At 65.5% G+C, this 14,832-nt stretch carries 13 protein-coding genes; all 13 read right to left on the bottom strand.

The window, feature by feature from the left end:
* The coding region (locus JSV65_16625) for a hypothetical protein (GenBank protein UCH34144.1) at positions 1–709 on the bottom strand (709 nt) is incomplete at its 3' end.
* Between the two features lie 44 nt (positions 710–753).
* Entirely contained in the window at positions 754–3,069 is a 2,316-nt protein-coding gene (gene topA, locus JSV65_16620) for a type I DNA topoisomerase (protein UCH34143.1), read from the bottom strand.
* A gap of 493 nt (positions 3,070–3,562) precedes the next feature.
* On the bottom strand, positions 3,563–4,258 hold the full coding sequence (gene rnhC, locus JSV65_16615) for a ribonuclease HIII (GenBank protein ID UCH34142.1): 696 nt from the start codon (positions 4,256–4,258) through the stop codon (positions 3,563–3,565).
* Complete coding sequence (locus JSV65_16610) at positions 4,255–5,160, bottom strand: diacylglycerol kinase family lipid kinase (GenBank protein ID UCH34141.1); 906 nt, start codon at positions 5,158–5,160, stop codon at positions 4,255–4,257. The genes rnhC and JSV65_16610 overlap by 4 nt, the downstream gene beginning before the upstream one ends.
* 120 nt (positions 5,161–5,280) lie before the next feature.
* Positions 5,281–6,081: a tetratricopeptide repeat protein gene (locus tag JSV65_16605; protein ID UCH34140.1), complete on the bottom strand. Its 801-nt coding sequence runs from the start codon at positions 6,079–6,081 to the stop codon at positions 5,281–5,283.
* 73 nt (positions 6,082–6,154) lie between these two features.
* Positions 6,155–6,919, bottom strand: a complete 765-nt coding sequence (locus tag JSV65_16600) for an ABC transporter permease subunit (GenBank protein UCH34139.1) — start codon at positions 6,917–6,919, stop codon at positions 6,155–6,157.
* Entirely contained in the window at positions 6,920–7,846 is a 927-nt protein-coding gene (locus JSV65_16595; protein ID UCH34138.1) for an ABC transporter ATP-binding protein, read from the bottom strand.
* A gap of 109 nt (positions 7,847–7,955) precedes the next feature.
* Complete coding sequence (locus JSV65_16590; protein ID UCH34137.1) at positions 7,956–8,615, bottom strand: hypothetical protein; 660 nt, start codon at positions 8,613–8,615, stop codon at positions 7,956–7,958.
* 51 nt (positions 8,616–8,666) lie between these two features.
* Positions 8,667–9,086: a hypothetical protein gene (locus JSV65_16585; GenBank protein UCH34136.1), complete on the bottom strand. Its 420-nt coding sequence runs from the start codon at positions 9,084–9,086 to the stop codon at positions 8,667–8,669.
* Between the two features lie 160 nt (positions 9,087–9,246).
* The gene (locus JSV65_16580) at positions 9,247–9,933 is read right to left on the bottom strand and encodes a transposase (protein ID UCH34135.1); all 687 of its coding nucleotides are present in this window, start codon (positions 9,931–9,933) and stop codon (positions 9,247–9,249) included.
* A gap of 169 nt (positions 9,934–10,102) precedes the next feature.
* Positions 10,103–11,365 carry a HEAT repeat domain-containing protein gene (locus JSV65_16575; protein UCH34134.1) on the bottom strand — a complete coding sequence of 421 codons (1,263 nt, stop codon included), beginning with the start codon at positions 11,363–11,365 and terminating at the stop codon, positions 10,103–10,105.
* 129 nt (positions 11,366–11,494) lie between these two features.
* Complete coding sequence (locus JSV65_16570; protein UCH34133.1) at positions 11,495–11,779, bottom strand: hypothetical protein; 285 nt, start codon at positions 11,777–11,779, stop codon at positions 11,495–11,497.
* A gap of 1,011 nt (positions 11,780–12,790) precedes the next feature.
* The coding region (locus JSV65_16565; GenBank protein ID UCH34132.1) for an alpha-mannosidase at positions 12,791–14,832 on the bottom strand (2,042 nt) is incomplete at its 5' end.

The raw sequence follows: 14,832 nt of genomic DNA, 5'->3' as shown, positions 1-14,832 counted from the left end.
CCAGCCGCAGGCCCGCTTCCACCGCCGCGAGCGCCTCGTCGTGCTGCTCGGATTGGATCAACGCATAGGCCACGTTAGCCTGGACGGGGGGCGATGCCGGCAGCGCCTGGGCGGCTCGCCGAAGCAACTCGAGAGCCCGTGGGTGGTCCTCCCTGTGTGCGGCGATGATGCCCGTGTTGTGCGCCACCACGGGGTCGTCTTCGGTCAGTTCGTAGGCGGTCTCCATATGTTGGGTCGCCGCCGGACGTTGGCCCGCAACCCACTCGAGCAGGGCGAGACGATGGTGGGCCTCGGCGTCGCTCGGGTCGTCTTCAATCGCCCTGCGCTGCGCCGCGATGAGGCGGCGAGCATTGGATCGAGCAATGCGCGAAACGAGCACGAGGTGCACGGTGAAGATGCCGCGCAGGAAAAGGCGCCACGCGGCCTGCGGCATGTATCCGATGAGCAATCCGGCTACCAAGCAGATAGCCGTGAAGACGATGGCGGCGCCCGCGGCAGGGGCCTGCGTGCCCGGCACGGCCAGAAAGGCATAGGCGTAACCGGCGCCGCCGCCGAGCAGCCCGAGGATCACGGTGCGCCAGATGCGCCGACGCTGCGAAGCCGTCGTGCGCCGCGGCCGCCGCCGCTGCGCCGTCTCGAACACCAGCCCGCATCGTCCGCATGCACGGCGGTCGGAAGGATTGACCGCGCCGCACCGCTGACAGATCACGGATAGTCTCCTCCCGCCGCATCCATGAAGGGTTGTCGCGGCGGTCAGGAGCCCTCGGGTTCGGCCTGCGTCACCGACTCAGGCTCCCGCAGTTCCCCTTCTTCGAGGGGACGAGTGTTTCGGCATTTCGGGTACGCCGAGCACCCCGCAAAGGCCCCGCGCCGTCCTTTGCGCGTGACCATCGGTTCGCCGCAGAGTTCACAGCTCTCGCCGGTCGGAATCGGCTCTTCCCGCGGCGCGCGCGGCGGCCGTTCCGTGTGCTTGCATTCCGGATACCCCGTGCAACCCAGGAACGGCCCCCTGCGGCTGCGCCGCAGCACCAGCGGCCGGCCGCACTCCGGGCACGGTGTCTGCGGCGCGTCAGGCTCGCCCTGCTCGTCGAGCGGCCGCGTGTGCTTGCACTCCGGATATCCGGAACAGCCCAGAAATTGCCCACGCCGCCCCGTGCGCAACAGCATGGGGCGCCCGCACTCAGCGCAGACCTGATCCGTCGGCTGCGCGGCAGGCCGGGGTTTCTCATCATCCCCGAGCGATACCGAGTAACGGCACGCGGGAAAGCCGCTGCAATGGAGAAACGGCCCGCGCTTGCCGGTGCGGATTACTAGTGGCTTTCCGCACTCCGGGCATTTCTCCTCTGTTTCCCGCACCGGCATGCGCACCGGGCCCATCTTCTCCTCGGCCTGTTCCAGCGATTCCTCGAACGGGCCGTAAAACGTCCGCAGCAGCGCGACCCAGTCCTCCTCGCCCTGCTCGACGCGGTCGAGCTGCTCCTCGACACGCGCCGTGAACTCCACGTCCATGATACGGGGAAAGTGCTCCGACAACTGGTCGGTGATTACGCATCCCAAGTCCGTCGGGCGCAGATGCTTCGCATCGAGATAGATGTAGCCCCGCTCGCGAATGGTGGCGAGAATCGGCGCGTAGGTGCTCGGCCTGCCGATGCCCTTGGCCTCCAGCGCTCGCACCAGGCTTGCCTCGGTGTAGCGCGGGGGCGGCTGCGTGAACTTCTGCGTCGTCTCAATGTCGAGCAAGCGCAACGCTTGCCCCTCCTGGAGTGCCGGCAGCTTGATCTGTTCCTCTTCCTGGATCTTCTTCGTCGGCGAATAGACGCGCATGAAGCCGGGGAAAGTCACCGCCTGCCCGGTGACGCGGAACAGATACGGCCCCCCGGCGGCGTCGACGACCATGACATCCAGAGTCGCATCGGCCATCTGACTCGCCACGAATCGCGACCATATCAGCCGGTAGAGGCGGAGTTGATCGCGGTTGAGGTACTGCGCCACCGCGTCGGGGTCGAGCGCGACGGACGTCGGTCGAATGGCCTCGTGAGCCTCCTGCGCGCCCTTGCGGGCGGCGAAGTGGCGCGGCCGCTCGGGGACGTAATCGGGGCCAAGCTCCGCCGCGACGTGTTCGCGCGCCTCCGCCTGGGCCTCCGCCGCGACGCGCGTCGAGTCCGTGCGCATGTACGTTATCAATCCCACCGAGCCTTGAGCGCCGAGTTCCAATCCCTCATAGAGCTGTTGCGCGACGACCATCGTGCGCCGCGCCGACATGCCGAGCCGGTTGAACGCATCTTGCTGCAGCGTCGAGGTGATGAAGGGCGGCAGCGGGCCGCGCTTCCTCTCCGACCGCTTCACGCGCGCGACGCGGTACTCTTGCCCGCGGGCATCAGCGCAGACTTCCGCCGCCCGTTCGGCGTCGCCGACCGCGGCCTTGGCGCCGTCAATCTGCACCAGTTTCGCGCGAAACGGCTCCTCCTCGCCCGCCGGGGTCAAGTGGGCGAAGATATCCCAGTACTCCTGTGCGTCGAACGCCTCGATCTCGCGCTCGCGGTCACAGACCAGCTTGACCGCCACGGATTGCACGCGCCCCGCGCTGAGAGCCCGGCGGCGCAGCTTGCGCATCAGCAGCGGACTGAGCTTGTATCCGACCAGCCGATCCAGGACGCGCCGCGCCTGCTGCGCGTTGACCCGCCGCATGTCAATCTCGCGCGGATGCTCCAATGCCCGCTGCACCGCGCGGCGGGTGATCTCGTTGAACTCGATGCGCTTGGGATTGGCGATCTTCAGGGCCTGCGTCAGATGCCACGCGATGGCCTCACCTTCACGATCGGGGTCGGAGGCGAGGTAGACCTCATCGGCGGCCTTGACCTTGCTCCGAAGCTGGCTCAGGGTGGACTTGCGATCCGCGAGGAGTTCATATTCGGGGGCGAAATCCTTCTCGACATCCACCCCGAGCTTCTTCGGCGGGAGGTCGCGCACGTGGCCCATGGAGGCGGCTATTTCATAACCGGACCCCACAAAGGTGCTCAACGTGCGCGTCTTCGCCGGCGACTCGACGATTATGATTGGCTTTCCCATATGCTATAGCGTCTCGTGTATCACCGCAGCGCGGGTAATACACGTAGACTCTTCCGGACGAGGTTCGTTTGGGAGGTGCCCCGCTGTCTCTTGCGTCCTTCCCTAATGCACGAACCTCGCTAACTGATCCCCCAACCGCTGCCGTCGCGCCCCGGGCAACACGCTCAAGACGCCCTGCGCCCCTTGGAGCGCGCCTGCAGAATGCCACACCCGCAGCCCCCGGCAGGTCCACGACATAATACAATACAGGTTTTCCACACCCGGCGCAAGCTTCCACAGCGGTTCGAGGGAAACATATGTTTACAGGAAATGACCTTCTCCCCTCGTGTTCCACCGCGTGAAGACCGAACTGCCGACGCGTGCGACATCCCCGACGGGGGGCGATGGATGCTTGCGTGCGCTGAAGGACGACCGGGCGCACGTGCTGTTCGCACCGGCTCTGGAGAGGTCATTTGATGCAGGGCTATCCGCGCAAAGCCTGTGCGCTCCCGGCCTAGTCTCCCATCGGGACCTGGCGGAGGCTCTTCGTGACGCGGAAATGCAGCTTGGCCACCTGCCCGAGCAGGTCTTCGCCGCCTCGGCGCCACAGATCCCTCGCGGTCTCGATGACGTGCGTTGATCCCTTGGGCAGCGAGACCTTGACCTCGGCCGAGAGCGCCTCCAGGGTCTCGAGGAACACCGACCGTGCCAGGATCGAGGCCGCCGCGACGGCCGAGTCCTGCTCCGCGCGCGGGGCCTGGACCAGGGTCACCTGCCGCCCCTTGCGCATCAGCGCTTCGCGGAGCCATTGCTCGTCGCCGAACTGGTCCGACACGACCAGGGGCGCAGAAGCGCGCTCGAGCAGGTTCTCGATGGCCCGCGCGTGGCCCCACGCGAGCAGGCGATTGAGGTTGCGCAACTTCGCGTAGAGCTCATTATAGCGACTCGGTGAAATGCGCACGACGTCGTGCGCGACCTGGGCCTTCAACGTCCCCGCGACGCGCCGGACGACGCTGTCGGACATACGCTTGGAATCGCGAACGCCCATTTCACGCAGTGAATCATCCTGGTCCGGCTCAAGATAGACGGCGGCGATGACAAGGTACCCGAAGTAATCGCCCTTGCCCGCCTCGTCGGTCCCGATACGCGCGCCGCGAATCTCGGGCAGCCGGTTCGGCGCAGCGGAGCTGTGGTGGTGGCGTTGCCTCATGGGCTTGTGTGGGCGCGCGCTCGCGGTGCGAGCACCTTCAGCGCGCCGGGCAGGATTTCCATCTCGATCGGCGTGACGCCTGCGACGTCGCCGTCTATCTGAAGGGGGAGCGGCGATTCGCACTCGACCCGCAGTCTGCGCGTGCGCCACGTCACGACGCCCGGGTGCCTCATGTGGCGCCGGGTCAGCGCGCCGACCGCGTGCGCCGCCGGATCAAGCGCGCGGCGGCAGCCGAACACGACGACGTCGAGGAGGCCATCGTCCGGCCTGGCCGCCGGGGCGATCCGCCAGTGATATGTGTACTGCGCCGTGTTCGCCGCCACGACCATCAGCGCGCGCGTCACCATCTCGCCCTCGTCCCAGGACAGCCTCAGTTTCCTGGGACGGAAGCGAGGCAGCCCGGCCAGGCCCGCAAGGACGTATGCCCCGGGCCCGATCAGGCGCTTGAGGCGGAGACTGACGTGGGCCACGACATCGGCATCGAACCCGACGCCCGCCATCAGAGCGAAGTGGCGGTCGCCTGCTCGCGCGAGATCAACGGTGCGCGTCGCGCCGGCTGCGGCGATGTCGCACGCCGCGTCATATGTCAGCGGTATGCCCAACTCGCGGGCGAACGCGTTGGCCATGCCGGTGGGGACGACTCCCAGGGCAGTCGGGGTGTAGGCGAGGGCTCCGACAACCGAGTTGATGGTGCCGTCGCCGCCGGCGACGACGACCCGGTCGCAGCCGCGGGCGACCGCCGCCGCGGCGGCCTCGCCCGCGCTCACGGGCGTGCCCGAGAGCGCTAGTTCGGCCTCGACGCCGCGCGCGCTCAGCCCGGCCCCGATAGCGGACGCCAGACGCCCGGTGCGGCCGAGGCCGGAAGCGGAGTTGGCGACGAGCAGAGCGCGGCAGCGGGGCACGGTCCTCATCCTCGGTGGCGGTGTCAGCTCGCGGGCCAGCAGCGGGCTCCTTCCCGACGCCCTACGGCGCAGCCGGAGTCGGGAGCGGCGCCGCACTCGGGTGCCGCAGCATCGCGCAACCTACCGGATGCTGAACGGCTGCTCCATCATGGGCAGGCGGCGGCTCTTGCGGATCTTGTTCTCGCGCTCCAGGATGCGCCGCAGCTCGGCGTTGAGCTTGTCCGGGCTGCTCGTCTGCTCCTCCCACCACTTGACCGCCGATATGGCGACGTGGTCCTTGGGGTCAATGCGCAGACATTCCTCCCAGGTTGCGACCGCCTTGTCAACTTGCCACGTGATCTCGTAGCAGTGGGCGAGCATGTGGCGCACGTACATGGGCGCATCGGGGTGCTTGAGCGTTTCCTGCCATGCCGGAATCGCCCGCTCGTAGTCCTTCAGCTTGTCGTGATAGAGCCAGGCGAGGTCCTTGTAGAGGTCGTAGCGGTCCGGGTTGAAGCGGATGCCGCGCTCGTAGACCGCTATGCCGGTCTCCACCCATTTGGGCTTGTCTTCGTCCGGCGCGTCGGCGTAGATGTTCCACGCGCAGTGCCAGCCGAAGGTTGACCACGCGTCAATGAAATGCGGATCCAACTCGCAGATCGTCTGCAGCACCGGCACCATCCGCCACCAGCCGCTCGCTCCCATGTGCCAGTACTGGTCGGCCTTGAGCCACAGCAGGTTGGCGGCCATGGGGCGGAAGCCGCCCATCATGGCCATGATCGCGATCGTGCCCCCCTCGCGGACGTTGTAGATGGGCTGATGATACTCCTTGGGGTAGAACCGGTCATTCTCTATCCGCAGACCGATCGGGTAGAGCAGCACGAACAAGGCCAGCGCGGGGAGGATGACCCACCTGAACCGCTTGTGCGCAGGGCTACGCATCGGTTAGCAACTCTCTTTCGTGCAACAGGGCTCGGAGCGGGCGCCAGCCCCGCGCCGAGGCACCGCTACCGAGCTACATCTCTCGTTCGTAGAACAGAACCGCGGCGATGGCGATGACGACGACCGTGTAGAGCACCGCATATCCAGCCATCAAGCCGATGACTACCGTCGAGATCGGTATGCCGTCCACCACGGCGAGACGCTGGTCGAGACGCATGAAGTTCGGCAGGATCACGTTCATCGCCAGCAGCGCCCACTGGGATACGGGGTTGTCGGCGTGCTCGGCAAGCTGCTTTATGTAGATCTGACCGTACCCGACCGACCAGAACAGGAACCCGGAGACGACCGCCATCAACGATGACGCGAAGGTGCTGATCATGAGCACGAGTGCGGTCATGATCATGAGCGACAGGAACGTGCCGATCAGGGCGATGAACAACTGGGGGCTCCATATCTGCTGCTTGAGGTACAGAGCGACGACGAGAACGGCGCCCATAATGAGCAGGCACAGGGCCAGTACCACAAGCGCCCCAAGATACTTGCCCAACAGGAACTCGATGCGCCGCACCGGCTTCGCGAGCAGCGCGTAGATCGTGCGCCGCTCCACCTCGGGCTGCACCAGGCTCATGCCCATGAATATGGCGATCAGCAGGCCGAACACGGTGATGACCGTCAGGCCGAGGTCCTTGAGCATCTTGTCCTCTTCACCCGGCGTCATGTAGGTGAAGAAGAAGCCGATGACCAGGAACATGATCGCAAAGACCAAGATGACCTGGAGTATGATGCGGCTGAGCGCCTCGGAGACGGTGTTTCGGGCGATGACGAAGATGCTGCGCATTTATTCCGCCTCCTCTCGCACCATGTCCATGAATACTTGCTCGAGCGTCATGCGCGGGCGCTGCATCTCGTGCAGCGTGCCCCCGTCGCGCTGCACCAGTTCCAGCAGCTGTTGGGATTTGTCCGGCGGCGCGGTAATCCGCACCATGCCGTCGGTGGGCGCGCATGCCGCGCCCAGTTCCTCGATCCTCGCCACCGCCGGCGCCTCCAGGCCCGCAACGACGAGCACCACCTCGGAGGGCGGCGGCAGGAGTTCGTCCAGCGTGCCGCATGCCTTGAGGTTGCCCCGGTAGAGCACCCCGACGCGGTCGCACACCGCCTCCACCTCGTTGAGCAGGTGGCTGCACAACAGGATCGTCTTGCCGCGCCGATTCAACTCCACGATCAGGCTGCGGATCTGGTACGCCCCGACCGGGTCGAGGCCCGAGGTCGGCTCGTCCAGAATGAGCAATTGGGGATCGTTGAGCAGCGCCTGGGCCAGGCCAATGCGCTGGAGCATGCCGCGCGAGTAGTGCCGCAGCAACATATCGCGCCGCTCCGTCATGCCCACCAGATTGAGCAGGTCGTCAACGCGCGCCTTCTGCTCCGCGGCCTTGAGGCCGAAGAACTGCGCCATGTAGCGCAGGAGCTGCTCGCCCGTCAGGTGGTCGTAGAAATAGGGCGCCTCCGGCATATACCCGATGAGGCGCTTCCCACGCCCGTCGCCCACGTTGTAGCCGAACAGCTTGGCGTTCCCCGCCGTCGGGTAGATCAGCCCCAGCAGTAGTTTGAGGCACGTCGTCTTGCCTGACCCGTTGGGCCCCACGATACCGAACGTCTCACCCTCGTTGACGTCAAGCGTGAGATCGTTGAGGGCGCGCACGCCCGTGCCCCCGAGGAAGGAGCGATAGACCTTCGTCAGCCCGCGCACTTCGACTACCGATGCCACAGATACCTCCCACCAAGGTTGACGTCAGTCGGATGGTGAAGGCGGTGAAGAATGACGCTACCCTAAGTCCAGTATACCCATCCAGTATACCCATCCGCATGGAGCAGTGTCAAGGAATCCAAGGCATGGGGGAAGTGGGGTCCGGGGGGTAGGACGGGCGCTCTGCCGCGGTGGAAGCGACCTCGATGAAGGTGGAGAGGAGGTTGCCGGTCTGCAAGTCCCAGGGGAGGCGGAGGAAGGCGGGGGAATCGGCTAGGGGCGTTGTGCGGGATAGGTGCGCCAGGCGCTCGAACTCCGTGACGGCTTCGTCGTATTTGCCCGACGCCTGGAGGGCGACACCGATCTGGTAGTGTGCCATAGCGCCTTGCTCGCTGCTGGGGCATTCCTCGGGGATCGCGCGCAACTCGCGGAGGGCGCCTTCCATGTCCCCTCTATCCGCCAGTTCATATGCCTTGTCCATATGCGCCTGGGCGCGGGCTTCGATGGCCTTGGCGTCTTCCGCAAAGGGCCGGTTCAGGCGCTGTGGCTCATCCCTCGCGTCACGAGTGACTGCGTGGCGACCTGCGGTGGGTTCCGTCTGTGGCTCAGCGTGCGCGCCGTTGCCGCCTTGTGCCGAGGATATTGCTGCGGCAGTCACGGGGCCTGCCGCAGCGATTTGCCATTCCGGCGACTCCGTCGCGTCGCGCGGGCGTTGAAATGCCATGGCGGCCAGTATGACGATCCCGGCCGCAAGGATGATCGCTTTGCTTGCGATGCTACTCAGAGGCACAGCCGTCATGCCCGTTTGGGGGAACCTACTGGCGCGACGCCAGGCGTTTCCTTACGATTCGGTGCCGACGCGATCGACAAGCGTCCCCCTCGGGCGCCGGGTAAGCACTCGCGCCGCGAGCAACACAGCCGGCAATGCTAAAACACCGTAGGCGACTTGTAGATACAGGAGGGCCAGGGTTGCGCTACCAACTGCATCCGCCGCCGCGACAATGGTGAGCGCACCCGGCACGATACCCGCAACGAGGACGGCCACGGCCGCGACTGCACGTCTCGTGTCGAGCAGCCAGTAGTACAGAAGGCTCGCGGAGATGAGTGTAATTGTAAGCCACGCCACCTCCCTTGCACCTAGCCAAAGCTCGCCCATGGTCCCGACAATGAGCACACCCTCAACGGTGGCGATTGCCTCGATCCAGCGGCCTCTGCCAGAAGCCAGCTGTAGGGCGCCGAGAATGCACGAGAAGACCAGCACGGAGCTTACCCGAAAAGCGTTGGCCAGAGCGGGCTCGACGCGGATGTTCCATGCCCACCCATAATAAGCGGCGACATATGTCACGAACGCGAGCGGCCAGAGCCAGCGCAGTCTTTCCCGGAGAAAATAGGGACAGTCACCTATTTGAAAATAGGGACAGTCACCTATTTTCGTCCTCCGCGGCTTTTCTCGGACGGCCGACGGGCAGCGGACGAACCCGGCGGCCCAATATTCGCTCAAGCCTACTCACGAAACGGTCCGACCCGAGCGGTCGCCCCGTCCCCGTATGGGCTCGCACCTGCCGCATCCGCTCGTCGTCTTCGGGCCGCACCAGCCACTGCTTCCATCGCCGCGCGTCCCATGTCTGGCTCCACTGCTTGAGGTCGAGCAGACGACTGCGGTCAGTCCTCCCGCAATGCGCCGCCGCGCTCGACCACTCGTAGCGCCACGCGCGCGCCACCAGCCCCGCCCGCACCGGGTTACGCTCAACGTAGCACAGTGCCGCCCAACAGTGCGCCTCGTCCAGCGCGCACGAGTAGAACCGGCCGTGCCACAAATGCCCGCTGCGCCCGTGCAGCCGGTTGATGTACTGGGTGTAGATGAAATGCGTTCTCCCGATCGCCTTCGCCAGCGAGTCAGCTGCGCGCGGCGTCACCACCAGATGCAGGTGATTCGGCATCAGGCAGTAGCCGAGCACCACCAGCCCGTAGCCCCGCGCCTGTTCCTTGAGCAGCGCCAGGTAGAAGCGCCGATCATCGTCCGCGAAGAACACGTCTTGACGGTTGTTACCTCGCTGGGTGACGTGATACGGCACTCCGGGCGCGACGATTCTGGCAACTCGTGGCATGCCCACACTATACCACAACGCCGGCAAAATAGGTGACTGTCCCTAATTAACCCTAATTAACCAGCGAAATAGGTGACTGTCCCTAATTTACCCTAATTTACCCGAGGGCGTCTTCCCCTGATCTGATAGATGTCCCATAGTGACTTGACAAGCACAGCCTCTGCCGGGCCTAGACAGGAGGATTCACGGGCGTCTCAATCCACGCGTCATAGGCGGAGAGGCGCACATCGGGGTCGTCGTCCAGCATTGCGTCTCTCAACGGCTGCGACGCCCGCTTGTCCCTCAATTCCCCCAGGGCACCTGCCGCCGCGGCTCGCATACGCGGATCGGGGTCCTCCTTCAGTAGCTTAATGAGTGGTTCGACCGGCGTAGGATCCTCGAGATCGCCCAACCCATAAGCCGCGTTGATCCGGACATTGATGTCCTCATCGTGCTGGACTGTTTGCAGCAACGGCGCTGTAGCTTCTCGCGACCGGAGTTGTCCGAGCGCATGCGCCGCCTCTGCTCGCACTTGCGGACTCGGGTCGTTAAGACAAGCGTGAATCAAAGGGCGCACGCTGGCGCTGGCGTCGATCTTTGGACCGGGCCATCGCCCCTGACCGATGAAGCCCAAGGCCCACGCGGCGCGGCGTCGCACCAAGTCGTGCTCATCTTGCAGCGCGGTGACCAAGAGCGCGAGCTGTCTCGGTCGCTCTGGTCTCCCCAGAACCCGCGCCAGCTTCACGTACAGCGAGCCCAGAAGAGATGTTGGCATGGGCCACGCATGCAGTGTTCCCAGAGCGTGAACCGCTTTCATCCGCAGCCACGAATCATCGCTCTTCAGGAGCGCCATTAGCGTATCGTAGGCGCGCATCTCATCCATGAACGCCAGCGCAAAGGCGACATCGGCGCGGACATCCTCCTCCGAGTCGTCTAGCTTGCTCAACAGCCGCTGGCGCGCACTCGAATCGTTGTGCCTGGCGAGGGCTACGCCCGCCGCGACGTTGACTTCGAAGTTCGGGTGGTGGATGGCCTCCAGGAGCAACTCGACTGCCCTCGGATGTTGCACCTCTCCGAGCACAGACGCGGCCTTGGCCGCGAGGTCATAGTCTTCACCGCCAATGACCTCGGCCAGGTAATGGAGGTTGTGCAGGCCCACCTCGCGCGCTGCATCCAACGCTTCCTCAAGCACCTGATGGAAGCAGCCGGGCGCCTCCCACAGCTCGTACAGGGCGAACAGCGACTTGGGATCGCGAAGGCGTTTCAGACTGAAGGCTGCCTGCCTGCGCACCTCGTCGTTCGGATCCCGGAGCGCCGTTATGAGCACATCAACAACCCACTGATCCTCGAATTCGCCGAGCCGCCGTGCGGCCTCCCGCCGCACGAAATGCTCCGGATCCTTCATCAACTCAATGAGCTTGGGAATGGTCTGCCTTCTGTCGCAGTTCATCATATCTTTCGGTCAAGCCCGTCGGGTGCTGTCACGAGGCAGCGTATCTTCGATTTCGCACCCGTCGTCCGTCCCCCAGCCCTGCGCTGCGCGCGTCGCACCTGGTCGCGCCATTTCCTCCCCGATCATCGTCTACTCTTCTGGATCTTCTCCCGCGCGCCTCAAGATCCAGTTCGAGTATCGTTGCTGCAGAGTATCAAGTCCCGCATCGATGGGCTGTCTGCACTTCGCCGCACCTGCCTCTACATCATCAGCAAACGTCATTCGACGAGCCGTTTCGTCGGCCGCCTCCACCAGAGTATCACCCTCCGCTACATCTCGCGCGAACTCGATGCCGACGACCGTTACTCCTATCACGTCCAAGAAGCGCTTCCCAACGCCCACAACACGTCTTGCGCTCCCCGCGATCTTCTTCATTATCCCGCGCGCGCCTCTCTTCTGCGCGACGTTCGTCGCGCGTCACTCCGCTGGGTTGAGCCGCTTGGGCCGCGTTCCCACATTTCCCGTGGGGCGCACCCGAGTTCCTAGAAACTAGGGACAGCCACCCATTTTGAGCGGTGTGATGCATGCCGCGCAACTGTGAATGTCGCTGAGCGCGGAGGTCGGAGAAGCGAAAACGGCCCGCGGGCGCGAAGGGCGCGCGGGCCGGTGGGCGGGCGGACGTGTGGCCACCCGCAGACGGGTCCTGCGGCGGTATGAGTGCGGCCTCTCGGCGGCAGGGCGCCAGCTCAGGCATGTTCCCCTCGGGACAGCAGGGAATCGCGACCGGACCGCGCACATCATAGCCACGAGGGAGACGGGTGTCAACACCACGACGGCTGCTGGACTACGTCGCCCACGGGTCTGGACAGCCGTCCAGAGCGCTGGGATAGGGGCACAGTGCGTAGGCCCTCCGGGCCGGGGTGGCGGCGAAGCCTAGCCACGTGCTGTGCCCCTACAATCGCTGGCCGACGATGGCAGCGTGCGCTGTAGGGCGGCGTCACCCAGTCCCAGAATTCGGGCGGCCACCCTTCGAGGGTCCTCAGGGCAGGCTCGGGCCGCCCCTACACTCTGTCATCCACGGCGAGGGCTTCCTGCGTTCTCTGCGGTTCAGTAAACCGGCGAGCCTGAGCTTGTCGAAGGAGCTGGCCCGCCCTAGATCATCCTCACTTGATCGGTGTGAATCCGCGTGGATCGGCGGCTAATGTTTCCCGCGCGGTTGCAGATCCCGCGGCCGGCGCAAAAGCGGCGCTCCGTTCGACTCCGCTCAGGACAGGTGAAGCGCCGCACTCCATAGGGCCGAGGCCGCACGCCGGAGGTCTTCTCTGCGTGCTCTGTGTGCTCTGCGGTTCAATTGCCGCATCGGGGCCACAACGAAGCGGCGCCCCACAGCGACGGCTATGGGAACGCGCCCGACATCCAGATGGCCGCTCACCTTACTCCCCCGACTCACCGGCCAAGGCGCAGGGTCTTGATCTCCCACGGGTTGACGTTGAGACGGATCTCGGAGCCGCCCGCGTCAATCGCGGCTCCGGTGGGCGCCTCCATGAGATTCACCTCCGCCGCGCCGGCCCAGGCGAAGCCGGGAACGATGCGCGCTCGGACCGCGGCGCCCTCGGATTCATAGAACCGCAGGATGACGTCGTCCGAGTCCTCGGCGCGCTTGAGGGCGGTGACGATGAGGCCGTCCGGCTCGACGCGCAGGAACGATTCGCTCGCCGGCAGCTCTCCCGCATGTGCCGGCTCCGCCAAGGCGATCAGGGGGTTGTTCAACTCGTAGCCGCGACGAACCGTGTCCGCCTGGCGCCAGCCGCCCGCGTGGGGATACAGGGAATACGTGAAATGGTGCTCGCCTTCATCCGGTCGGGGGTCAGGGTCGTATGAGCAGCGCAGCAAGGTTAGGCGCATCACGCCGCCCTTGACGTCGTGACCGTACTTGCTGTCGTTGAGCAGGCTGAGACCGTAGTCGGCGCCGCCGGCGGCGATGCCGGAGAGATCAATCCATTTCAGCGCCGGCACCTCGCGGCCGTCGGATGCGCGCGCGATGCTCCCGAACGGTATCTCGAAGTTTGCCTGGGCGCGGCTGAGGGCCACGGGGAAGGCGACCTTGATCATCGGAAAATCCGCCTGCGGCGTGCCGATCTCGCGCCAGTCGGCGGTGGTGATGAAGTCAATACGCTCGGCGTCCGCGTAGAGCGTGATATCGTGCGTGAACGTCGAGTCGCGCCACGTGCGCGTGACGCGAACGGCCGCGCGCGCCGGGCCGGTTTCCACGACCCGGACCTGCGCGGGCCCGTCGAGGTCCTCGGTACGGCTGATTTCCCCGATGGTCCACGCCGACATGCCGTGCGGCTTCTCGAACAGCGCCTGGAGCAGGTTGGCGCGTTCGCCCGGCGGGATCAACTCCAGGCGCCGGCGCTTGTCGTAGATGCTGGTGACGGTGCCGTTCGACAGGTCCACCTGCACGCGCCAGAATTCGTTCTCGATGCGGCCCGAATCGTCCGCCGCGGCGCCCGCTGTCGGGGCGCTCGCCGCTTGCTGCGGCTGGACATGAAACACGCGATAGCCCAGCGACGGCACCTCCGCCGCGAAGCTGACCAGGAGCAGTCCTGTCTCCGCATCGCGGCCCGCGACCTGTGCCGGCAGGTCCCTGCCGCGGTCATCGGTGACGCGCACCGCGAGCGTCCCCGAGGGGAGGTCAAGGCTAGCGGTGACCGCATCGGCCCGGTCCCACGCCACGGGATTGAATACGACGACCGCCACCCCCCGGCCGCGGGTGTCCACGCGCGCCGCCAAGGTCGCGAGCGCGCCGTACAGCGCGTCGCTGCCGAGCTTCGATGCTTCCTCGAAGAGCCCGCGCGAGTAGTCGTAGGACTCGTGGATCGCGGACCCGTCGAAGATGTCGTGGAACTGGTTGAAGCACGTGTTGCGCCAGGCAGTGACGAAATCATCGCGCGGGTAGTCGCGACCGTAAGCCGCGGCCAGCGTGGCGAACGCCTCGGCGGTCGGCAGCAGATTCTCGCTGGTGCGATTCCACAGCTTGATGTCGGCGTGGGTGGTGTAGCAGCCCTCGAACGTGGTGTTCAGCTCGTCGCGCACGACCGGGAACTCCGTGTTTTGTGATAGCACTCTGTCGAAAAAGCCCTGGGCGGTGGAGAACTTCACCCGGGGGAAGATGAGCCGGCGCTGAAGTTCCAACGCCGCCTCGATGTAGCCGCGCGTGGGCCCGCCGCCGTGGTCGCCGACGCCATAGACGTGCAGCGACTCAGAAATGTCGAAGGCGCGCTCGTATTCCAGGGGGAGATTGCCGATCGCCGGGGTCACGTCGGCATTGTACCAGCCCAGATTGTAGGCGAGCACGCGCGAGCCGTCCGGCGCTTCCCACCAGAACAGCGGTATGCCCTTGCCACAGCGACAGAAGTAATAGTAATCAATCCCGGCCTGCTTCAGGATCTGCGGCACTGTCCACGCGTGGCCGAAGGTGTCCGGCT

The sequence above is a fragment of the Armatimonadota bacterium genome, assembly GCA_020354555.1.
In the GTDB taxonomy this organism is placed as follows: Bacteria; Armatimonadota; Hebobacteria.
This window is presented reverse-complemented; position numbering and strand designations above follow the sequence as displayed.